A 21,635-nucleotide genomic window follows, 5' to 3' on the forward strand; every position below is an offset into this window, starting at 1 on the left:
GCCATGGCGGTGTAGCGCCCTGAACCGCCCCGGGTTTCAGTCACTTCAAACGTCGCGGCTACCCACTTAGTGGGCCGCTGCCAAGACCGGAGAGCACACCAGCGTCGTCGAGGATCAGACGATCAAAAACCCCGGACTTGACCTGCACCGCCGACCCGACGTGCTGGTGACTTGGAAGGACGGGAACCGTACTGCTTGGGCCGTCGCGAAGGCGGGGTTCGAGCGATGCGGTGAGGCCGCGGCGGCCGATGTCGGCAATCTCGTTGGCGCGTTCGCGCCGCTGATCGACGGCCTCGACCGATTGACCGTCGTGGGAGGCGTCCGTCAGGAATCGGATTGTGGGGAACGCCAGATGTGGGCCAAGATGCCTGTCACCGGACATCGACGCAGGAAGTCGCGGCGGGTAGTTGGGCAATGGTCGATGGAAGGAAACGCACTATGCGGTTGCATGAGTGGCCGGACGATGCACGGCCAGCAGCCGTGGAGCGGGTTGGCGTGGTGATGGTCAGCTACAACACCATCGCCGTCACCGCGCAGGCCATCTACGGGCTTCTGCATACCATACGGACCCCCGAGTTGCGGCTGGTCGTGGTCGACAATGCGTCGACCGACGGATCCGCCGAGTTGCTGGGCGCGCTGGCCGAGGCGGGCCTTTGTGAGGTCATCGCCAACCGGGAACAGCGGTATCACGGTCCCGCGCTGACCCAGGCGATGGACCATCTGGCGGCGACGCAAACCGCTGGCCACCGCGTTGGACCCGTGTGGATACTCGACTCCGACTGCATCGTGTTGCGGTCGGACGCCCTGTCGGCCGGCGTCGATCTGATGATGCGCACGGGCGCCGGCATGGTCGGCCAGTGGTCGGACGACCGGTGGAATCGCCCGGGCGAGTTGCTGGGCCTGCACTGTCTGCTGCTCGATCCGGTTCAGGTGTGGCGCGACCCGGTCGCCCCGTTCGAGGAGGATGGCAGCCCTTCACAGCGACTGCAGGACTCAGCGCGGCGCGCCGGCGTCGCCGCGGTCGAGTTGCCGTTCACCCGGGACGGATACGTGGTGCACCTCGGCCGGACCACGTTGCGAGCGGTGCTTGACGCCGATGACCGCGCCAACCGCTACTTCGACTGGGCCCGCACGCACTCCGAAGCACATTTCATGGAAGAACCAGGGGCGCCCCACCGGTACGCCGCGTTCCTCGCCGAGTTCACCGACGAGGTCGGCGCGCCGACGGCGGAGCGCCTCATTGCGGCCTGCCTGCGTGGGTGAACCGGCCACAGTCGCAGCGTGATCAGGTCCGTCGTTCCCGCCCCGAGCATCCGGTCATGCCGCGATCAGCTCGTAACTGAGCATAGCGACGAGTTGCGCCAGCCCGACCGAGTCGGCCCGGGGTGGGCCGTGAACTGGGCGTCGCGGGTTGGTCGCGGGCTCAGCATGGGCCGATGAGTTGGCAGCCTCGACCCAGCTCGCACCACCGAGATCACCGCGGCGCGCTCGTCCTGCTTCATCTTCAGCGACCCATCAAGGAATGAAGTGAGAAAGCCTCACTCACCTAACTGCCGTTGCAGTACTAGTCACAGATCAAGGTCGCGCGCTGGCAATTCGTGAAGCCGTATATGCGCCCATCCGCACCTGCGATCTGGATGTAGACGAGAGCTGCCCCACCAGGAACGTCCGCGTAGAGGGGAAAGCTCTCCGAGGTTTGAGTACCGCAGTGAAGGCTTGTGCTTCTCTCGTCAAGCTGTTTTCTCGCATCGTGCGCGGACGCGTATACCCGCTCGCATCCGTTGGCGTTGAAGTCTCCCGCGACGTTGACTGAGCGGTTGTACCAGGTGACCGTGCCGGCGAAGTAGCCGCCCGCGCCGTCCCTGATCAGGAAGTCGGAGGTGGGGTACGCAGCTGCGCTGGCTGGCGCCGCTGCAGCAACGGTAGGCACAGCGGTTATAGGCGCAGTGACAAGAGTGAGAACAGCCACTGCGGCGGCCACGAGCATGCCGATCCTTCTCATCGGTTCTCCCTCGTTCGTGGGTCTGAATGCAATCCATTTGGATGCTAGACGGCGAGCCCCGCCACTGCCATGAAAGTCGCTCACAGTCAGCGTCCGATCGCTCGCCGTCGCGCAGTCGAGAGGCAAGGGATCGGCGTGGCACCGGGTGACATCAGGACGCATGACGATGCTCTTGTCGATGGTGATCTTTGCGAGGATTTGGATCGTGTTCCCGGCATACCGTCCCGTCTGGGTCCGCTGCACGAGCCTTGGCAAGCTCGCACTGCTGCCAGAGCCGCTCGGGCGCATCAGCACACCTACGGGGCATGAGCGACGAGAGCACACCCGAACCGGTGCGGCGCATCCAGGCCGGCAGCCTCCAGATGAGCGTCTCCTTCAGCAAGACGGTCTACGACGAGGAAGCCGGCTACGCGCTGTCCGAGTTTCGGACGACGATCACGGACGCCGACCACGGCGTGGCCGCGCACGATGACTCGATCAGACTCGAGGGAACCGACTGGAGCCTCGACGATGCGGCGGCCGCGGCCTTCACCTTCCTTGCCGACGACATGAGGGCCTGGAACGACCCGAACCACCCTGACTTCGATCGGCCTGATCCTGAAGACCCGGGCCCTCATCCCGACCCAGATGTCGCTCGGGCGCTCCTGGACAACGCCGATGAGCTTCGCGCCCTCGACAGCATCTTCGACACCATCGACGCCGCTGGTCTGGATCCGGGCGAGGTACTCGGGCGGGTGGACGCAGCACGCACGATCGACCGCGCCTCCCTGACCGGGGCGCTGAACGCGGAGCCGGGCTCCAGGGACGCCGGCCGCTCGTCACCGGCAGCACGGCTCGGCCACGCGGCCTCCGAATCCGCTTCGTCGTGGTCGTACCCCGCGCCCACCGCGCAGCCGAAGGACCGCGACGACGGCCCTCGGCTCTGACCTGCCCGACGAAGCAGGAGCTGCGATGGGCAGGGAGACAGGGCCGAACGCCGGGAACACCCACCGGCCCCAGCAGATCACTACCTGCTCCCGCACAAGACGTGGCACGCAGCGGACGCTCCGCGTCGCCGCCGGCCGGACCGGACGGGATCACGTTCTGACCCGCGACCCCAGACGAGCTCACCAGACGCACCGCACCGAGGAGGCACGGCATGGAGCAGGACATGGAACAGGACTTGGGCGAGATCGCCGGCATGGCCGCCGACGAACGCACGGCGCGGATCATCCTGGCGCTGGGCTGCGCACCAGGCGACGAGCTCGCCGCCGAGCTGGTCGCCGAGCACGGCCCGGTCAGCCTGGTGCAGCAGATCGCCAGCGGTGCGCTCCACAGCGAGACCATGCGCCTGGCCCGGTGGCGCGAGACCGTCGCGCGACGCCTGGACCTGTCGGAGATCAGCCACGTCCTGCGGCGGACACAAGAATTGGACCTGGGCACCCTGATCCCGTCCGACCCCAGCTGGCCGGCACCGGCCGGAAACGCGGCGGCCCCGCCGCTGGTGCTGTGGACGCGCGGAGATCCCTCGGTGCTGGTCGACCGGCAGCCCCGGGTCGCCCTGATCGGGTCACGGATCGGGACCCGGTACGGCACACGGGTTACCCGTGAGCTGGCGACCGAGCTCGTGCAGCGGGGTGTCACGATCGTGACCACCGGCGGTCACGGCATCGACACCACCGCGCTCCTGGGCGCCCTGTACGGAGACGGGCACGCTGTCGCGGTGCTGCCCAGGGGCCTGGACCGCCCACACCCCAGCGGCAACGCCGACGTGTTCGACCGGCTCACCACCGACGGCGGTGTCCTGGTCAGCGCCACCCCACCTGGCCGGTCCAGCAACCGGACCCGTCTCCAGGTGCGCGACCAGCTCGTGGCCACCCTGGCCGACGCGGTCGTCGTGACCGAGTCGTCCCACCACTCCCCCGTCCTGAGGATCGCCACCGCTGCCGTCCGGCTCGGCCGCCCCCTGGGCGCCGTCCCCGGAGAGATAACCAGCCCAGCCAGCGCGGGGACCAACGAGCTGCTGCGCCAGCACCTTGCGCGCATGATCACCCACGCCACAGACGCAATGAACCTGCTCACCGCCCCACGCCGGACCATCCCGCCGACAAGCACGGCCGATCGGTCCGCTGAGCGGGATCTGTCCGCGCAGCCGCCGTCGGATCACGGCGCGCCGTCGTCGCGAGCCTGGATTCCGCTCTGACTCCGGCCCCGGGCCGCAACGCCGATCCGCCTCACTCATGGAGCACACGATGAACGACAGCTTGCGGCCCGAGGCGTGGGACATGCCTGTGGTGCGGGCGCTGGACGCGATCGAGACCCTGCCCGGCCTGGAGCGCGTCGAGTTCGGCCAGTTCCGGTTCTCTGTCCCGAGTGTCAGCGGGCCGGTGCACACGGCCATGGTCCACGCCTACCGGCCCGTCACGAGTGCCCGGTTCACCGTGAAGTTCGCGGTCCGTGGCACCACATACACCGTCCGAGACCATGACGGGCAGGCGTTGACGGCCAGCGGTGTGGCCGACCTGCTCCACCTGCCGCTGGCCAGCGCCGACCGGGCCGTCACCCTGCTCAAGCGGGCACTGACCGAGTCCCTGCGGATCTACAACCGGGCCCACGCCCCGACACAGCATGGAGCGGGACGTCCCGCCCCGGCGACGGCAGGACCCTCTGAGCCGTGGCCGTTCGCCGCCCGGACGTCCACCGACGCACTGACCGGCCCCGGCCTGTGACCGCCCAACTCTCACGCGGCACGGCTTCGCCTTCGCAGGTCACCGATGCGAGTTGTCGGGGCGGGCGGGCGGTGCTTTCCATGTTTGCTCGGCGCGGTCGCGGGACTGGTCGGCGTGCCAGTGCCCGATGAGGTACCCGCCGAAGAATGCGAGCAGCGCGACCGCCGCGACCAACAGCGCGAGCATGGGCCAGTCCCAGATCACGACCGTTCCCACCCTGAGGTCGTCTGGTCCGGTTCTGCTGGCCGGGCTCGGCGCCAAGGCTGAGCCTCATGACCGGGCCGCCGGCGCGCCCGCACCCTGTCCTGTTGCACCTGCTCATCGTGCCCGCTCGCCGCCCACCGCACGAGCCGGAGCCACCGGCACTCGTCGTGCACCTGCCCGGCATGACCGACACGACCGATGCTCCCGGTCCCGGCCAGCCCTCGAACGACACCGGCGCCGCCCGCTCACACCGCCGCGCCGGGCGGCAGGATCGCGACAGTCGCGACCCGGCCCCGACGTCGCGGGAGGTGGCCGCCGCGCGGGTGCGGCTCCTGGCCCTTGACCCCGCACGGCTGGCCGACGGTCCCGACCCGGAGGGCGCGTTCATGGCGGCCACGGAGAGCGAGGACCCGTTTCCCCGATGGCCGCCCGGCCGACTGTACGACGTCGTGTTCCTGCAGGACTCCGAGGGGCACGCGGTGTGCGACCTGATCGCGGAGATCGGCGCCGAGGCCGCGGTCCAGCACCTGGCAGCGTGGGACCACGGCAGCGAGACCCGTGACGCCGCCGTGTTCCACGGGCACTACTACGACCAGCCGCCCGGTAGGGCCGGCGACCACAGCCACGACAGCGGCATGTACGTGCTCACGTGGAACGCGGCCCTGGGGCACGTAAACCTGCTGCGCCGCTTCGACCCCGCCGTCCAGTCGCCCGCGTTCTGGCCCGACCGGATCTCCCGGTTCGATCCAGAGCCCCCGACCGGTGTGGGCTCTCAGCCCCCAGCGCGCAAGAGCATCAGCCAGAACGACGGGCACGTCCCCGACTGGTGACGTCCCTGTGCTTCCACCTGCCCACAGCATGACGTTGCGCGAAGGCGTCGCCAGCAGGCTCGGCACCGGCGATGGCACGGACGAAACCCAAACGGCTCGGCTGCCACTCCACCGCACCGCCTCACACCTGACCGGAGGACACCTTCACGGCACAGCGGAAGGCTAGCCAGGCAGAAGCCCGGTAGCGGGGTCGCGGTCGGTCAGGCAATACGGCGAGCCGGCCGGGTCCCGAAGGACCGACCACCGTGGCCCATCACCCACGTGGATGGCACCGAGCTCGCGGTGACGCTCGAGTTCCAGTGCGCGGTCGGCGCAGGCAATGTCGAGGTGGGCAGAGACTGAGTCTGGCTCCGACTCGAGCCGCTGCAGCAGGATGCGCAGCGGCATCCCGATCGGCCGTACAAGGGATCGGAATTCGGGCAAGGCCGACGACGCGAGTGGCCATCCGGTCAGCGCCGTCCAGAACTCGCACTCCGCCTCCCATACCCCTGGCGGCACATCGAGCGCGATCTGGTCGACCAAGCTCCCCCACTGAGACGCTGCCGGACGCTCCATGGACCCGTGATTCGGCACGAAGCAGAACACGAAGCCTCCGGGTGATCGCATCACGACATACCCGACGTCGGCGACGACTGCCGCCCCGAGCGGCACCGCACGCGCCGCGGCAGTTGTCGGGTCGGCGACGTGCAGGTCGAGGTGAACGCGAGCCGACGCCGAACCCAGACGCTGGACCCGGAGAAAGTCAGTCCCGGTGGTCGGGATCAGAGTGGCGAACTCCGACGCCTCACCACGGTAAGGCGACTGGTCATAGCCAGTTACCGCGCGCCAAAACGCCACCACCTCGTCGAACGATCCGGTGGGTAGGTCGAGGAATGCTGTCGTCCATTCGATGCCCGCCCGCATGCGAGCGAGTCTGACAGGGAGGGACGGGACCCTTCAACGGAGTAAAGCTTGGGGCAGCTGACGACCGCGTGCCGCGTGGTCGGGTTCGACGAGATCGCGGGTGAGCACAGGACCCATCTGCTGGCGCAAACTGCCCGACCAGCCATTCTGAAACGGGCTCTAAACACGTGCCCTCGCGACGCAAGCGGTCAAGGACGTGCGCCCAGCCCTCGATCGCGTGGGTGTCGTGGATCTCGGCCCATTGGCCGCGCGAGCGGCGATCCACCCACAAGAATGTGGCCCGCGCCGGCGGGCAGGATCGCGTGGCCCGGCGTCATCTCCTTCCCGTCGAGGAAGAAGACCGACTCGTTCAGCAGGCCGCGCCAGCTTGTCCTGCCTGAGCGCGGATGGTCCCGGCAGATCACCAGGACTTCCTGCGCGAGATTGTTGACCAGCTGTCCGCGGACCACGACCTCCAGCGCCTCAGCGTCGGTCTGGGGAGGGTGAAGCCGTTTCTCGCCGGTCTCCAACCAGGTATCACACCGGCGGTACTCGAGTTGCGTCAGCAGCAACGTCGCCACGGGCACTCGCATCGCCACGCCGTCCTCGAACGCGGCCTGAGCCGCCCTGCGCCCCATGTTCAGCGACTGCCTGGCGACACGGTTCGCGTACAGCGCGCCGACCGCCGCGACCACACCTGCCAGCGCCGATGTGATCGACGCTGCCTCGTTCCAGCCCACCTTTAGCTACCCCCTCCTAGCCGACTCCCGTACGAGCACGCCGGTCGCAAGGCTTCCACGGCGCGCCGGTGGTCCCTGAGGGGATAGCCAGCACGACTGGCGTGGTGCCCCGTTCGCACCTGTCGACCCCACACCACAGGGGAGGCAGGGATGGGCAAGGACACCCGCACGCTCGAGCAGAAGGCTGCCGACCGCGAGGCCGGCGAGGCGAAGGTCGCGGCTCTGCAGGACAAGCTGGCCGGCGCGGTGCAGGAGCTGGTCACCGGCGAGGACTGGCGTGCCGCGATCGAGTTCATGGCCCGGTTCCGCGCCAGGTCGTTCGGGAACAACGTCCTGATCCGCCAGCACCATCTCGCTCTGCACGCGGCGGGGCTCGTGCCGCACCCGACCCCGACCCTCTTGGCTGGGATCAAGACGTGGAACAAGCTGGGCCGCTTCGTGATCAAGGACCAGCCCGGTGCCTTGATCTTCCGTCCGATCAAGGCCCGGATGGCCTCTCGCACCCCGGACAACGCAACCTCGTGGCGGGATCTGAAGAAGGGCGAGCACCCCAAGCCTGGTGAGGTCGTCAAGTCCCGGGTGGTCCGCATGGGCACCGCCAGGGTCTGGGATGTCAGCCAGACCCACGGCAAGCCGTTGGCCGAGCTGCCCCAGCCGCAGCTCCTACAGGGCGCGGCACCCGACGGGCTGTGGGACGGCCTGGCCCAGATCGTGGCCGAACGTGGCTTCCGGCTGCTGGACGCCCCGGACGCCGCCTACCTGGACGGCGCCAACGGGCAGACGCACTGGCTCAAGCACACCGTGCACGTGCGCCGGGACATGGACCCCGCCGCCCGCGCCAAGACACTGGCCCACGAACTTGGGCACATCGCCTTGCACTCCATCGACGACGTCGATGCGGTGGTCCACCGCGGCGTCGCAGAGGTCGAAGCCGAATCCTTCGCCCTAGCGATCGGTGCCGCGCACGGCATGCCGACCGACCAATACACCATCCCCTACGTCTCGGGCTGGGCCTCCTCGGTCCGGGGGTCCTCTCCGGTCGAAGTAGTCCAGGCCACGGCCGAACGGGTGCGCAAGGCCGCCATTGCGATCCTGGACCGCCTGGAGACCCTGCAGGTCCCCGACGGGAAGCTCCCCGCAGCTGACCAGGAACATGGACACCATCAGGGCCAGGCAGCGGCTGCTACGGCCGGGCGCACGGCATCCGTCCGCGCGCCCTGGGCCGCAGCGTCGCCCGACGACGGGTCGGCCCGGCCTGAGGCCGGCGCACAGGTTCAGGGGCCGGGGCTGTGAACGGCCGACCGGTACCGGTGACGCTGCCCCGCGCACGGTTCGAGGTCGACCCGGACGGGCACCTGGCCGTCACGGTCGACGACCGGCCCTGGCAGCCCCCTACCCAGGCCGGCGAGGTCGCACCGCAGCGCGCTGGGGCGGTTTCGCTGGGGCGCAGCGATGTCAGGTGGGCCCGGCAACAGATCGCGAACGAGCTGAACACCCCGGTGCTGGTCGAGGTGGTCGACGGCGGGCACGAGTACGCCGACATCGTCGACCCCGACAGCTACCAGCACCCGGACCCGAGCGATCGCCCGGGTGCTGGCAACCCACAGAACTCCGGGCCCGGCTCCGAGGCAACGACCGGGGGTGGGGCGGGGCGATTCGCGCCGGGTGAGCCGGTGGTGGTCACCGCGATCGTGGGCTATGCCCACGCCGACGAGCACGGCCTGGTGCATTTCCAGCTGCCGGCCGCTCTGGGTACCAGGACGCGCAACCTGCTGGTCCACGGGCAAGACTCCGGCACCACTATCCCGTTCGGCCAGCTGCCCGCCGCGCATCCGCCCACCGACATACGAGTAGCCACCCAGACCTCCGGCGGCGGTGCCGCTCCCCAATCCGCCCGCCGGGCCTTCGGGCAGCCCAGTCATGACGCGCGGCGCCGGCCCGGCCCGCGACCCGCTCCGACGCCGACGCGCGCGACATCTCAGGCGCCGGAGTCCCCTGATACCGGGATAGGTGCGCTGTGAAGGCGTCGGCGCCGTCGCGGGAGATGGGCGACGACCTGACCGACCTCGCGCTGATCGGCCTGGGTGCCCTTGTCGGCCTGTCCGTGGTGCTGCGCGCTGCGGGCACGCTCGCCGCGTGCGTCACCGGGGCGAGCCAGCCTGCCAGCGGAGCTCTGGCCGGGCTCGAAGTGCTGGCCCACCCGGCAGACCCAGGAAGCGTGCTCGGTGCCGACGGTCTGCACCCGGTCGCGTACTGGGTTGCCACTTTCCTGCTCCTGGCCGCCGCCGGCGCGGTGGCGTGGCTGATAGCGCGGGCCGTGGCCGGGATGAACCACCGGCAGGCCCGCTCGCCGCACCACACCCCCGGCACCGCTACCCGGCGCGACGTCGCGCACGCCGCGTCCCAGCGCACCCTTCTCAAGCGGTCGAAGACTCTGCGCCCCTCGCTGCGCAAGCCCACTCCGTCGCAGGTCGGGTACCAGCTCGGGACCGCGCACGGGCAGGGGGTATGGGCCTCGGTCGAGGACTCCCTCCTCGTGCTGGGACCGCCCCGGTCGGGCAAGGGCCTGCACATGGTGGTCAACGCGATCCTGGATGCACCCGGTGCCGTGGTCGCCACCTCCACCCGCCCCGACGCGCTCACCGTGACCCTCAAAGCCCGCGAACGTGTCGGACCGGTCGCCGTGTTCGATCCGCAGCACCTGGCCAAGGGTCTGCCGGCCGGGCTGCGCTGGTCGATCGTGCGCGGCTGCGAGGACCCGCTCACCGCGATGATCCGCGCCACCGGCCTGGCCTCGGCCACCGGGCTCGGTGGGGGTGGGACGGAGAACGGCGGGTTCTGGGAAGGCATGACCCGCTCCGCCCTGCAGGCCATGCTGCACGCCGCTGCCCTGGACGGCCGCACCGCAAGGGACCTGTTCGCGTGGTCCAACTCGCCGTCGGCGGCCGAGGACGCAGCGGCGATCCTGGCCTCGCACCCGGACGCTGCCACCGGGTGGGGACAGTCGCTGGAGTCCATCATCCAGGCCGACCCCCGCACCAGGGACTCGGCGTGGATGGGGGTGAAGCAGGCGCTGGCGTGCCTGGCCGACCCTCGCGTGCTGGACACCGTCTCCCCCGCACCGGACGAGTCGTTCGACCCGCAGGAGTTCCTGCGGAACAACGGGACCTTGTACTTGTTGGCGACCGGCGCCGGGTCGGTCACGTCCGGACCGCTGGTGGCTGCTTTCATCGAGGACCTGGTCGAGACCGCACGCCACCTCGCGGCCGCCTCCCCCGGCGCCCGCCTGGATCCGCCGTTACTACTGGCGCTGGACGAGATCGGGAACCTCGCGCCCTTGCCGTCCCTTCCGACGCTAATGGCGGAGGGCGGCGGCACCGGGCTGACTACGATGCCGGTGCTGCAGTCCCTGTCGCAGGCGCGGGACAAGTGGGGCGAGAACGCCGCCAACGCGATCTGGGACGCCGCGATCGTCAAGATCGTCCTGGGTGGGTCGTCGTCGCCGAAGGACCTGGCCGACTTCTCCACGCTGATCGGGGAGCGGGACGAGTTCACCGACACCCACACCCGCGGCGACCACGGCTCCCGATCCGTGCAGCGGTCGGTGCGCCGGGTGGCGATCCTGCCGCCACAAGCGATCCGCATGTTGCCGTTCGGGATCAGCCTGGTCCTGCTGCGTGCCGCCCCGCCGATCATCGCCGACCTGCGCACCTGGACCGCCCGGCCCGACGCCGCCCAGCTCACGGACGACCGCACGCAGGTCGAGACCCTCCTGCAGGCCACCGCCATTCGAGCTCGACGCGGTGGTGCTGCCGACCCCGGTTACGGCCTCCTGCCCGACGGGATTCTCGGGGAGCTCACCACACCGCACCCCGTCTCCCCACAGGACAAGCCGCCGGGCACACCGAAGCAAGTCCCGGAGCAGGCAGACGAGCCCGCAGAGGCGAAGGAGCATCCGTGATGGACGACGATGCGATCCTGTCGGTACGACGCCGGGCCGACGTCCGAGCCGTGGCTGACCACACCCAGACCGATGCGTCCGCTGCCCACGCCATGGTCGGCTTCCGGATCTGGCGCGCGCTGCGCGCCCTGGGCGCGGTCCACGGGCGGATGCTCGTCACCGGCGTCGATGCCCACGAGTTCGCGCGGCTGCCGCGCGAACGTGTCCAGGCCTGGGACAGCGACGGCATCGGGATCCTCGTGGCCGACATCCCGCCGGAAGGGCCCGGCGCTTTCGACGACGACGGTCCGGTGGAAGAATCGCTGGTCGACGAGCCGGGCAGCGTCTACGACGTCGTGATCCACAACGCGCACCTCGCGGACGTCACCTTCCACGATCCGGGTCTGCGTGAGCACCTGTTGCAGTCCCACTACCTGAACCTGCTGACCGGCCTTTCCCGGACCATCCCCGGCGGATTCCTGGTTGCGCTGATGCCCCGGGACGTCCTGGACGACCCCCGGTACGTCGTGCGGGAGGCGATCACCACTCTGGGCGACGTGCTGGGCGCCGTCCGGCTCCCGGACGGCGCGCTGCGCAACATCGCCGGCTGCGACACCCCCACGGACCTGATCCTGGTGCGACGCCGCCTGGACGACGAGACACCCATCCAGACCACGTTCCTGCAGGTCGCGCACCTTCTCCCCGCCGGTGACAGCCGCGACCACGAACACCTCAACGAGCACTTCGTCGAGTACCCCGAGCGAGTGCTCGGCACCATCGGGGCCCGGCCCATGCCCGGGGGGCCGCCTCGGCTCTCGGTCCGGGCCAGCGGACGGCCCCTGGGCGACGAGCTGAGAGGAGCGCTCCACCAGATCGTGCGCTCCGCACGACGCCGGAACCTGACAGCCGGCCCCGGGGCCCGTACGCCTGTCGACCGACCGCCGCGACAGCCCCACCAACCCGAACGTCCCCGTCCCCAGGAGCCGGATATCGGCCTCTGAGCGGCCTGGCCTGCCGAGCCGTCCGGTCACATCCAGCAGAGGTCACCCGACCACCAGGCTGACCTTGACCTGGTCGCCGGCCCTTTCCGGGCTGCAGGCGGGGTCCACGACCGCAGCGGTCTCGACCTGCCCGTGCGCCACGCAACCGGCACGGCCTGCACGACGCGGCCCGCGCACCTGTCCTACCGCAAACCCGTGCGGAAGGAGCTCCCGGTGAGCACCGCGTTCCCTGACGACAGGTCGTTCCCGCTGGGCCACCCGGCAGTCCAGGCAGACATGTGGGCCATGCACGACCACACGCACACCAGCGCGGCCGCTGCGCACGCGCTGCTGGCCGAACACGTCTGGGTCGCGCTGCGCGCCCTGGGCGTGACCGGCGGGCGGATGCTGCTGCGCGGAGTCGATCCCGAAGTGCTGGCCGGCGTCCCGGCCGACGAGCGCTCCGGGCCGCCCGTGCGGGACGGTCGGCTGCAGGCCGACATCCCACGTCCCGGGTGGCCGCATACCCGCCTGCGGCTGGTCCGATTCGAGCCTGGCTACGTGCCCGGCCGGTTCGACGTCGTGTTCCTCAACGCGTCCTTCTCCGACGTCGTCCACCACGACGGCAAGCTGCGTCACGCCAGGTGGCAGGAGCACAACCAGGACCTGCTCAGTTCGTTGGCCCACACCGCCCCGGGTGGCCTGGTCGCCGCCCTGGTCAGTGCGGACGTTATGGACGCCGCCGATCCCGGACCGAGACGAGGCATTACCCTTCTGGCCGACCTGCTCGGCGCCGCGCGCCTGCCGGGCGGGGCGCTGCGGAACGTACCCGGGTGCGACAGCCCGGTCGACCTCCTGCTGCTGCGCCGCCGCCCCGACGACCAGCCCGCAGGCGGAGCCAGGTTCGAGGCCAGCGTCCAGCTCCCGCTGGACGGCGTCCCGGTCCACCTGAACGAGTACTTCCACGACCGGATCGGCGACGTGCTCGGCCGCCCGGTCCTGCGCCCCATGCCATCGGGCCCGCCGCGGCTCACGGTCGAGCCCGACATGATCCCCCTGGCACAGGACCTGCGCACGACCCTGGCCGAGATCGTACGCAACGCCGCCGCACATGGCCTGACCGCTCGTCCCAGCACACCGCCCAGCGCAGGAACCGGCGCGCCGGGCGACGACCCAGGCGCTCCACCGCACGCCCCGGAGGCAGGCCCCGGCGATGCGCCCGGAGCCGACCTTTCGCGTCCGCCGTGCGCCGGCCAGGCCCGCCCGACGCACGGACCTCTGAGTCCGCCTCCGGTCGGGCAGGACGAACCACGCCCGCAGCTGTGAAACACAAGCCGCCCGACAGGCCGGCCACGACAAGGACCACCCGGCCAAGAAGTCGACCCGGACAACATGGAGGAGAACACCATGGACGACCACCAGGGCGACCGTCAGTCGGACGGACCGGAAGACGGCCACGAGGACGGTTTCGATCGCATCGCGATGATCATGGGCCCGCTCGACCCGGACCGGAACCTGATGGAGCGGCTGACCGCTGTGATGGACGCGAGGGGCCTGTCTGCGCACGACGGGATCTCGGCAGTCGACCAGCACTGGCAGATCGCGATCCACCTGTGGCCGGCCCTGAAGTCCATTACGCGCGCCACCGGGCGCCTCACCGGGCACTTGCTGGCCACGGGTGTGGACGCCGACATGCTGGCCGGGCGCGGCCCGCATCCCCATTACCCGCGCGACCCGCAGCGTCACCTGACGTTCCACACCCCGATCCCACCCGCCGACCGGTGGCTGCACCAGGACCTGCCGCTGCACGAGCCCGGCACGCACGCTGACCCGGGCCGGTACGACCTGGTGCTGGTCAATCTGCCCTATCACGACGTCGCCCTGTTCGACCCCGGCCGACGCGGTCGCCTGGGCACCTATCACCGGGACCTGCTTGCCGGTGCGCTGGCGCGGACCGTCCCGGGCGGGTTCACCGTCGCCCTGGTCAACCCGGTGTTCCTGGACGACCCCGATCCCGACCTGCGCCAGGCCGTGGCCGAGAAGGCCGACCTGGTCGGCGCCGTCCGCCTGCCGGGCGGCACGATGCGACCGGACAGCAACGCCCAGGGCCCGACCGACGTCCTGTTCCTGTACCACCGCCGCCCGGGCGAGTCAGGCTCCGGCATCCCGGCATCGCGCGACGTGATCAGCGACTCGAGCCGCGGGCACCTGAACGAGTACTGGCTCGACAACCCCCACCACGTGCTCGGCGTGCTGGGCGCGGCCCAGAAGAGCGGCTTCACGGTCGGCCCCGGGTTCGAGCCACTGGGCCGGTTGCTGCAGGTCGCTTTCGACCAGATCGCCACAGTCGCCATCAATGGCCTTGCGGACGGGGCGAGCACTCCACGCTCTGCCCCGCGTCCCGGCCCGGGCCGATCCCCCGGTAGACCAGCCGACCCGGCCGACGGCCCGGATCTCTAACAACCCCTCTCCCAGCGCCAGTAGCGGCGCAGCCCCTCGGGAGTGGTGCCCGAGCCACACCTCGACACCAGAAGCAGCAGCGGACGAGTGCGGCTGCTCGTCGCGCGGACGGCACACCCGGACGTCACGAGGTCCGCAGCACACACCAGCCGAGGAGGGTGTCATGACCAGGATCTACCGGTCGACATCGGCCCGGACCGGGCCACAACGCACGCACCGTCCGCGGCGCCCGCTGGTGGTGTGCGATGAGTGATCGATACGAAAAGCGGTTGGTCGCCGCCGATCTTGTCGCGATGACTGCGCACGCGCGTGCGGATGCGACCGGCGGGCACCGGTTCCTGGCCCAGGAAATCTGGCACACGGCTCAGAGCCTGGGAGTTCCGCCCGGCGGGCACGTCCTGGTCACCGGGCAGGGCTCCGCGCAGCTGGTCGGCACCGCACCTCTCGGCCGGCACGACCCAGCCTCCAGGTTGTGGGAGGGGCCGGTCCCGTGGCGGGCCCGGGTCCCGCCCCGTTGGCCCTACCCCGCCTACGCCGTGAACGCCACACCCGAACCGGCCGGGACCGGCGCCCGTGGCCCGTTCGCCGTCCAGGTCATCTCCCAGGTCGGCGTGGACGTGCACATGCGCAGCCAGTTCGCGTGGTCCTACCAGCAGCGCCGGTTCCACGAAGAGCTGGCCCAGGCTCTAGACGGTGCCAGCCCGGGCGGGCTCGTGTTCGCGCTGGCCAGCCACTCGATCCTGGACAACTCCGGCCTGGACGACTCCGACTACAACCCCTGGGACCCCGCCGGCCAGGTCGCGGACTTCCTCGGCGCCGCACGCCTGCCCTCCCACGCGCTGCGCGCCGAGGACCAGTGCGACGCCCCGGCCGACCTGATGATCTTCCGCCGCCGACCCCCCGGTTCCAGTCCTCAACCGGAGTTCGCGGTGCCGCGCGCGCGGTGGATGCCGGGCACCGGGGTCCCGGTCACCACCTACTACCGGTCACATCGCGACCACGTGCTGGGCCTGCCGATGGCCCGGACCGACCGGTGGGACCAGGAATGGCTCACCGTCCAGGACCCCCAAGAGACCTGGAAGGCCCGCCTGCCGCGGGTGCTTGACCAGATCGCCCGCATCCACGCACCAGCAGCCCGGACGGGGATCACACCTGGCATCGCCGCCCAGCCCGCGTCCAACCCCGCGCCGCATTCGGTCGCACCGGCACGGAACCGTGACCGCTCACCGCAGGCCACGGACCGGTCCCTCCCGCACCTGTAAGGCGACCGCGGGCAGCCGGAAACGCATCACCGAGCAGCAACGGATCGAGCGATCGGAACCGTCAAGCGACAGGAGCAGACTCATGAACACCACGACCACCACCAGCCCCACCTCCGGCACTACCGGGCGCCTGTCAGAGGCGGCGTTGCTTCGTGGCCTGGGTGCGGGTGACCCGGCGGCGATCGCTGACGCCTGGCAGGTCGGCCGGCACTTGTGGCCGGTCCTGCGGACGCTGGGATACCAGGCCGGGTTCGTGGGCGGGCGGGGTGCCAACAGCGACGCCCTGGCTGGTCGCCCACCTCACCTGCGACCGAGCGGCGCTCCCGCCGGGTACCGCGCCTTCGTCGCGACCATCCCCGACGCGTCAGGACACTACGACATCCAGTTGCAGCACCTTCCTGCCGACCTGCCGCGGCTGCCCGAGTACCGCGGGCAGCTCGACGTCGTGCTGCAGGACGTCCCGTTCAAGCAATGGCCCACCACAACACGCCAGACCCCAAGCCGCGCAGCAGGCACGACACCAGGCCAGGGGCAGGCCCTGGCCGATTACGGGACCGAGTACCTCACCCAGGCCATCACGCTGTCCACCAGGGGCGGGATCAGCGTCTCGCTGGTCCATCCCCAGGTCCTGGACAGTCCCGACCCCACCGGGCGCCAGGCCCTGGCACGTCAGGCCGACCTGGTCGGCGCCCTGCGCCTGCCACCCCGCGCCTCCCCTAATGGGACAGGCACCGGGGTCGACGTCGTCATGCTGCGCCGCCGATCCCACGGGACGCGCAGCACGGGACCGGGGTTTACCGATCTGTCCACGGTCCGGGTCGGCGACCGATGGGCGCGCGTCAATGAGTACTTCGCCACCCACCCCGGCAACGTCCTGGGCCGTGTCCTGCCCGGCCCCGACGCCTCGCTACTGATGGTCCCCGCCGGTGACCGGGCCGGCCTGGGACAGCAGATGCAGGACGCGTTCAAGCTGATCGGCGGCGCCGCCACCCAGCTGAAGCTGACCGCCCCAGGCCACCTGAGCACACAACCCGAACATCGCCTCGAGCCGACCACGCCCTATGATCGAGGCGGGTCCGACACCTCGCAGGCCACCATGAGCCTGTGACAGCCTGCGGGGCCGGCTGCCTGGACAGACGCGCGCCCGGTGTCGCGAGCCGGCTACCCGGCCGAGGTACGCGCACCGACCGCGTGCGCGGACGCGTGAACGGCAATGGTGCCGTCTTGGTCACGCTCGACCGTGAACCGGCGGCCCGGCCCGTCGGCCGCCGTGTGGCGCCAGACCGTCAGCCTGGCTTCGCGCAGGTACCCGTCACCCCGGTCCATGCCGCCTCTGGTGGCGGCCTCGATGTGGAGGCCAAGGGCCGCGCCGGTCCAGGCCTGAGGGCTGAGGATGGTCGTGCCGTGCTGCCGGGCACGGGCCAGCAGCCGCCGCTGCTCCGGCCCGGTCACCCGGACGCCGCCGCCGACCACGACCAGGTCGATACCACCGATGAGAGCGGCCAGGACCGCAGGAGCCTGGCCGCGCACATCCGGGACGGTGAGCATGCGCTCCAGGTCGACCCCGGCCTCGGCCAGCGCCACCACACCGAGCTCGGGCCAGCCGACCACCACGAGCCACCCGCCGTGCTGAGTGGCACCGAGCAGCCAGCCCAGCAGACCCGCCGAACCCTTCACCACCACGGCTGCTCCGGCCGGGAGCTCGCCGTCGGGTAGCAGACCGGTCAGCGGCTCCGGGTGCTGGCGAACAGGCGAGAGCCCTTCGGAACGGTGTCGCACGCCGACGCGCCGCTCCACCGAGTGCAGCGCGGTGCGCGCCGTCTCCAGCGCCGACACTCCGCCCGATTCGAACATGCGTTCGATGATACGCGGTGGTCTGAGAACTGTGCTGGCAGCGGCACCTCGGTCGAGGACACGTGAGTCCCGCCGTGCTGATGGTGCCCGGCGTGCACCTGGCCCCTGACCACGGACACCCACCGGGTGTCGAAGGACCTCACGGGGCAGGGAGCGATCATGACCAACCCCACCAGACAGAGCCCGAACACACAGAGCCCGAGCACGCAGAGCCCGAGCACGCAGAGCGCGACCACGCAGACCCAGGGCGGAGCGGTCCCGACCAGGCAGAGCCTGGAGGGCGTGTTCCTGACCGGGCTGCAGCCGGGGACCACCCGGACCGGGATCCCGGTGCTGCGGGCCACCGTGCGGGCTCAGCAGTGGCGGCTTGAGGGCGAGACGTTCACACCCGGCCAGGTCGTCACGTGCGACCTGGTCGTGTTTCACGAAGGCACCCAGCGGGCCCGGACCCGGTTCCGCCCCGGTGACGCGTTCATCGCCTCCGGGCACGTCAACAGCTTCGACATCACGCGCGACGGCGAGAAGGTGCGGTGCCACGAGTTCGTCGCCCGCCGTCTCGGGCACGACGCCGCACGCACCCGGTACAAGATCACCCGCACCCGACGCCGGCTACGCCCGGCAGGCCCCTCAAGCGCACCCGCCGGTACCGGCAGGACGTCATGAGCGCAAACCAGGACGAGATACCCGACATCCCCGGTGCCGTCCCCGGCCACGACCACCCGACCGCTGACTGTCCACCCCGAGAGGCCGGTGTCCGCGCGGACAGCACCGGATCGCCCACCCGACCAGACGACGCGGGAGCAGCGGAAGAGCTCGCCGCACTACAAGACGCCGCACTGGATGGCCCGCAAGAGACGCTGCTGCGGATGCTGGGCTGGCGCCCCGGAGACCCCCTGCCCGACCTGGAGTCCCTGGGCGACATGGTCGAGATGACCGACGAGGACGACAGCGCGAATGGTCTCGAGGACGAGACGGACGGCACGGGTCTTGCTGGCGCGGGCACCGCCGACCATCAGGGAGACAGTGTGGTGCTCGGCGGGTTCGAGCCGGCCTCGGGCGCGGGCCTGCTGCCCTCGCCTGAGCCGGAGCCGGTGGTGCCGATCAACTGGAACACCCTGGATGCCGAGCGGGCCGAGCAGGAGTGGTGGCAGCTGGACGCGTTCGTGTACTGGCTGCGCGACGCCTTCGGGCTGACACCGCAGGAGCTGCCGCCGCTGTGGCACCGGCACACCGAGCTGGTCTGGGAGCTGTCCGCGCTGCGCACCGCGTGGCTGGCCGCGCATGCTCCCGACGCCCACCCGGGCTCGCCGCTGATGTGGCTGCGGGACCTGGGCGACTCCCGGCGCCGGCTGCGGGACTGGGTACAGCGGTGCGGCACCACCCTGACCGAGGACCGGCCCACCCGCCGCACCACCTGGCCCGGCGAGCCGGCCCCGAAGAGCCCGGCCCCGGTCGCCGTCACCGACCGGGCGGCGGACTTCGCCGTGTTCGTCGCCGACGACGTCACCCGGCGCCGCCAGATCGAGGTCGAGGCCCAGGCCGAGATCGCGCAGGCCCGCGCCCACCGGATCGAGCGCCTGCGCGAAGCCTGGCACCTTCCCGGAACCCCCGCCGCCACGGCACGGGGCGGCGACCGCCACGAGTCGGACACCACGGACGAGGAAGGCGCCTCATGAACCACGAGATGAACCTCGGAGCAGAACAGCAGGAGGTCCTCGCGCAGGCCGACATCGCGGCGATGAAAGCGCACACGTACGCCGACGCCACGGACTCGCACGCACGACTCGCCGGGATCCTTTGGCCGCTGCTCCACGGTCTGGGCGCACCGGCCGGCGGCCGTGCTCTCGCGTTCGGGGCCGACCCGCAGATCATCCTGACCGGCGACCCGTCGCGCCCCGAACCGCGAGACGCCGATGGCTTTCCGGTGTATGACCGGTGGCAGGGCACCCTCACGGGCCCGCGGCCGCAGACCACCGGAAATGCGTTCCCGATCACGCGCTACCCCCTCGACCTCGCCACCTCGCGCACGTTCGACGTCGCAGTCGCCTCGATGCCGCACAACGACGTCCGCCTGCGCAGCCGCGAGGCCCGCGCGATGCGGCACCACCAATTCCACATCCAGGCCAGCGAGGCCCTGACCGGTCTCGTGCCCGGCGGGCATGCCGTGTTCCTGGTCAACCACTCCGTCCTGGACTTCCCCGACCCAGGGCGCTGGGCGCGTCTGGCAGGGATGGCTGACTTCCTCGGCGCGGTCCGGCTGCCCTCGAACGCCCTACGGGCGGCACCGGCCTGTGACGCCCCGGTGGACGTCCTGGTCCTGCGCCGCCGCCCCAGCCCGCACCCCGACCCGGACCTGCGGTTCCCCGGCGTGCAGTGGTCGCCCCAGGACGGCCTGCACGAGAGCACCTACTTCACCGAGCATCCCGAACGGGTCCTGGGGACCCGACAGGTGGGCACCGACTACTGGGGCATGAAGCAGCTGGCCGTCCACGACCCCGACCTCACCTGGCCGCGACGGCTGAAGAGCGCGTTCGGCGAGATCTCCCACCAGCACGACATGCACCGTCCCAGCGCGTCAGGCGCCAGCCCAGCCTCACCTGCCCCAACGCTCAGGCGCGGCACACCGAGGCCGCAGTACGAGCAGCCCGGCCCCGAACTGTGACCACAGAGCACCCCGATCACGAATGAACAGGAGGAAGACGCCATGGCATTCGAGGAAGACGAATTCGAGGAACCCACGGTGGAAGTCGTCCAGGCCGACCCGGACATGCTCCTGGAGGTCCTCGCCAAGAACAAGCACTACGGCACCCCGGCCACTGACGCGCACCGGAACATCGCGGCCCAGCTGTGGCCGCACCTGAAGGCCCTTGAGTACACGACCGGACGGCTTCTGGCCATCGGCTCGGACATCGATCTGCTGGCCGGCGCGCCACCCGGCTCACCTCGCGTGGCGGACTACCTCGACGGCTACGAGGTCGGCGACACCCTCGCCACCGACCTGCCCGGTGCCGGCCAGTCGCCGCACCACGGCCTGCGCCTGCGCCCGGCACTCGATGACGACATCGGCCGCGCCGACCTCGTCCTCGCCAACATCCCCCTGGCCGACACCCGGGCCCTGACGCGAGAGAACAAGATCGACGTCACTCTGGCCCACCACCAGGTCATCCGGGACACCCTGGACTGGCTGCGCCCCGGCGGGCTTCTGGTCACCCTGGCCCACCGCCAGCTCCTGGACGGCACCGACGCCCAGCCGCGCCGCTCGATCGCCCGGCACGCCGACCTGATCGCGGCCGCGCGGCTGCCCGCGTCCGCGCTGCGCAAAGCCCCCTGCTGGACAGCCCCGTCGATCTGCTCCTGCTACGACGCCGCGAACCCGGCCACGCACCGGGCGGCCTGAAGTTCATCGACCGCAGCCGAGTGCACGTCCATGACGTCCCGGACATGCTCATCAACGAGTGCTACGCCACCGCGCCCTGGGCAGCGGTGGGCAACATCGTCCCCGACCCGGTCGAACCCGACCTGACAACCGTGGCCCCGCTCGGCGGAGACTTCGGCCGTGCCCTGTCCGACGCGCTGGCGACCCACACCGATATCGCCATCGACGACAGGCTGTACGCCCAAGAAAGACCCCCGCGCTCCAACGCACCACGCCCGCCGTCGCCCGGCCACCCACCGACCGCGGGTCCCGGTCGCCCGACCCCAGGAACTCGGCCCGACCCGGACACGCCCGGGCTCTGACATCACCCGCCGCCGACTGGCCTCCACGGGAAGCC

The 21,635-nt window shown here is 70.8% G+C and carries 24 protein-coding genes; 18 read left to right on the forward strand and 6 right to left on the reverse strand.

What is annotated here, in order from left to right:
- Positions 1–58: 58 nt before the first annotated feature.
- On the reverse strand, positions 59–415 hold the full coding sequence (locus ACFT2C_RS04710) for a hypothetical protein (protein WP_377205847.1): 357 nt from the start codon (positions 413–415) through the stop codon (positions 59–61).
- A gap of 23 nt (positions 416–438) precedes the next feature.
- On the opposite strand from ACFT2C_RS04710, the gene ACFT2C_RS04715 reads away from it, so the two are divergent.
- Positions 439–1,263 (forward strand): glycosyltransferase family 2 protein, encoded by an 825-nt coding sequence (locus ACFT2C_RS04715; RefSeq protein ID WP_377205848.1) that lies wholly within the window; start codon positions 439–441, stop codon positions 1,261–1,263.
- Between the two features lie 301 nt (positions 1,264–1,564).
- Here ACFT2C_RS04715 and ACFT2C_RS04720 read toward each other — a convergent pair whose 3' ends face one another.
- The gene (locus tag ACFT2C_RS04720; protein WP_377205849.1) at positions 1,565–2,245 is read right to left on the reverse strand and encodes a hypothetical protein; all 681 of its coding nucleotides are present in this window, start codon (positions 2,243–2,245) and stop codon (positions 1,565–1,567) included.
- A gap of 62 nt (positions 2,246–2,307) precedes the next feature.
- Between ACFT2C_RS04720 and ACFT2C_RS04725 the strand changes: the two genes are divergently transcribed.
- The 3 genes from ACFT2C_RS04725 (at position 2,308) to ACFT2C_RS04735 (ending at position 4,710) form a co-directional block, all read left to right on the forward strand.
- Complete coding sequence (locus ACFT2C_RS04725; protein ID WP_377205850.1) at positions 2,308–2,928, forward strand: hypothetical protein; 621 nt, start codon at positions 2,308–2,310, stop codon at positions 2,926–2,928.
- A gap of 212 nt (positions 2,929–3,140) precedes the next feature.
- The gene (locus ACFT2C_RS04730; RefSeq protein WP_377205851.1) at positions 3,141–4,184 is read left to right on the forward strand and encodes a DNA-processing protein DprA; all 1,044 of its coding nucleotides are present in this window, start codon (positions 3,141–3,143) and stop codon (positions 4,182–4,184) included.
- Positions 4,185–4,233: 49 nt separating this feature from the next.
- Positions 4,234–4,710, forward strand: a complete 477-nt coding sequence (locus tag ACFT2C_RS04735; RefSeq protein WP_377205852.1) for a hypothetical protein — start codon at positions 4,234–4,236, stop codon at positions 4,708–4,710.
- Positions 4,711–4,749: 39 nt separating this feature from the next.
- On the opposite strand, the gene ACFT2C_RS04740 is transcribed toward ACFT2C_RS04735, so the two are convergent.
- A complete protein-coding gene (locus tag ACFT2C_RS04740) occupies positions 4,750–4,926 on the reverse strand; it encodes a hypothetical protein (RefSeq protein WP_377205853.1) in 177 nt (58 codons plus the stop codon).
- 56 nt (positions 4,927–4,982) lie between these two features.
- Here ACFT2C_RS04740 and ACFT2C_RS04745 point away from each other — a divergent pair, with 56 nt between their 5' ends.
- The gene (locus tag ACFT2C_RS04745; RefSeq protein WP_377205854.1) at positions 4,983–5,744 is read left to right on the forward strand and encodes a hypothetical protein; all 762 of its coding nucleotides are present in this window, start codon (positions 4,983–4,985) and stop codon (positions 5,742–5,744) included.
- A 162-nt stretch (positions 5,745–5,906) separates the two neighbouring features.
- Here ACFT2C_RS04745 and ACFT2C_RS04750 read toward each other — a convergent pair whose 3' ends face one another.
- Together ACFT2C_RS04750 and ACFT2C_RS04755 are read right to left on the reverse strand one after the other, a co-directional pair.
- A complete protein-coding gene (locus ACFT2C_RS04750) occupies positions 5,907–6,647 on the reverse strand; it encodes a VOC family protein (RefSeq protein ID WP_377205855.1) in 741 nt (246 codons plus the stop codon).
- A 188-nt stretch (positions 6,648–6,835) separates the two neighbouring features.
- Positions 6,836–7,366, reverse strand: a complete 531-nt coding sequence (locus tag ACFT2C_RS04755) for a hypothetical protein (protein WP_377205856.1) — start codon at positions 7,364–7,366, stop codon at positions 6,836–6,838.
- Positions 7,367–7,516: 150 nt separating this feature from the next.
- On the opposite strand from ACFT2C_RS04755, the gene ACFT2C_RS04760 reads away from it, so the two are divergent.
- The 8 genes from ACFT2C_RS04760 (at position 7,517) to ACFT2C_RS04795 (ending at position 17,116) form a co-directional block, all read left to right on the forward strand.
- The gene (locus tag ACFT2C_RS04760; protein WP_377205857.1) at positions 7,517–8,659 is read left to right on the forward strand and encodes an ImmA/IrrE family metallo-endopeptidase; all 1,143 of its coding nucleotides are present in this window, start codon (positions 7,517–7,519) and stop codon (positions 8,657–8,659) included.
- Complete coding sequence (locus ACFT2C_RS04765; RefSeq protein ID WP_377205858.1) at positions 8,656–9,387, forward strand: hypothetical protein; 732 nt, start codon at positions 8,656–8,658, stop codon at positions 9,385–9,387. The genes ACFT2C_RS04760 and ACFT2C_RS04765 overlap by 4 nt, the downstream gene beginning before the upstream one ends.
- Before the next feature lie 23 nt (positions 9,388–9,410).
- On the forward strand, positions 9,411–11,327 hold the full coding sequence (locus tag ACFT2C_RS04770) for a type IV secretory system conjugative DNA transfer family protein (protein ID WP_377205896.1): 1,917 nt from the start codon (positions 9,411–9,413) through the stop codon (positions 11,325–11,327).
- Entirely contained in the window at positions 11,324–12,307 is a 984-nt protein-coding gene (locus tag ACFT2C_RS04775) for a hypothetical protein (RefSeq protein ID WP_377205859.1), read from the forward strand. The genes ACFT2C_RS04770 and ACFT2C_RS04775 overlap by 4 nt, the downstream gene beginning before the upstream one ends.
- Positions 12,308–12,520: 213 nt before the next feature.
- Entirely contained in the window at positions 12,521–13,612 is a 1,092-nt protein-coding gene (locus ACFT2C_RS04780; RefSeq protein WP_377205860.1) for a hypothetical protein, read from the forward strand.
- 81 nt (positions 13,613–13,693) lie between these two features.
- Positions 13,694–14,746, forward strand: coding sequence for a hypothetical protein (locus ACFT2C_RS04785; RefSeq protein WP_377205861.1), 1,053 nt, complete (start codon positions 13,694–13,696; stop codon positions 14,744–14,746).
- A gap of 293 nt (positions 14,747–15,039) precedes the next feature.
- A complete protein-coding gene (locus tag ACFT2C_RS04790) occupies positions 15,040–16,008 on the forward strand; it encodes a hypothetical protein (RefSeq protein WP_377205862.1) in 969 nt (322 codons plus the stop codon).
- Positions 16,009–16,090: 82 nt separating this feature from the next.
- On the forward strand, positions 16,091–17,116 hold the full coding sequence (locus ACFT2C_RS04795) for a hypothetical protein (protein WP_377205863.1): 1,026 nt from the start codon (positions 16,091–16,093) through the stop codon (positions 17,114–17,116).
- Between the two features lie 53 nt (positions 17,117–17,169).
- On the opposite strand, the gene ACFT2C_RS04800 is transcribed toward ACFT2C_RS04795, so the two are convergent.
- Entirely contained in the window at positions 17,170–17,862 is a 693-nt protein-coding gene (locus ACFT2C_RS04800) for a hypothetical protein (RefSeq protein ID WP_377205864.1), read from the reverse strand.
- A 159-nt stretch (positions 17,863–18,021) separates the two neighbouring features.
- Here ACFT2C_RS04800 and ACFT2C_RS04805 point away from each other — a divergent pair, with 159 nt between their 5' ends.
- From ACFT2C_RS04805 to ACFT2C_RS04825, 5 genes are read left to right on the forward strand one after another with little or no spacing between them, the layout of a single operon-like run.
- Complete coding sequence (locus ACFT2C_RS04805; RefSeq protein ID WP_377205865.1) at positions 18,022–18,525, forward strand: hypothetical protein; 504 nt, start codon at positions 18,022–18,024, stop codon at positions 18,523–18,525.
- Positions 18,522–19,538, forward strand: coding sequence for a hypothetical protein (locus tag ACFT2C_RS04810; protein WP_377205866.1), 1,017 nt, complete (start codon positions 18,522–18,524; stop codon positions 19,536–19,538). Before ACFT2C_RS04805 ends, ACFT2C_RS04810 begins: the two co-directional genes overlap by 4 nt.
- Positions 19,535–20,524: a hypothetical protein gene (locus ACFT2C_RS04815; RefSeq protein ID WP_377205867.1), complete on the forward strand. Its 990-nt coding sequence runs from the start codon at positions 19,535–19,537 to the stop codon at positions 20,522–20,524. Before ACFT2C_RS04810 ends, ACFT2C_RS04815 begins: the two co-directional genes overlap by 4 nt.
- A 42-nt stretch (positions 20,525–20,566) precedes the next feature.
- Positions 20,567–21,259 carry a hypothetical protein gene (locus ACFT2C_RS04820; protein WP_377205868.1) on the forward strand — a complete coding sequence of 231 codons (693 nt, stop codon included), beginning with the start codon at positions 20,567–20,569 and terminating at the stop codon, positions 21,257–21,259.
- A 44-nt stretch (positions 21,260–21,303) separates the two neighbouring features.
- Positions 21,304–21,600: a hypothetical protein gene (locus ACFT2C_RS04825; protein WP_377205869.1), complete on the forward strand. Its 297-nt coding sequence runs from the start codon at positions 21,304–21,306 to the stop codon at positions 21,598–21,600.
- The last annotated feature ends 35 nt before the right edge of the window (positions 21,601–21,635 follow it).

Origin of the sequence: Promicromonospora sp. NPDC057138, assembly GCF_042670845.1 — a bacterium.
In the GTDB taxonomy this organism is placed as follows: Bacteria; Actinomycetota; Actinomycetes; order Actinomycetales; family Cellulomonadaceae; genus Promicromonospora.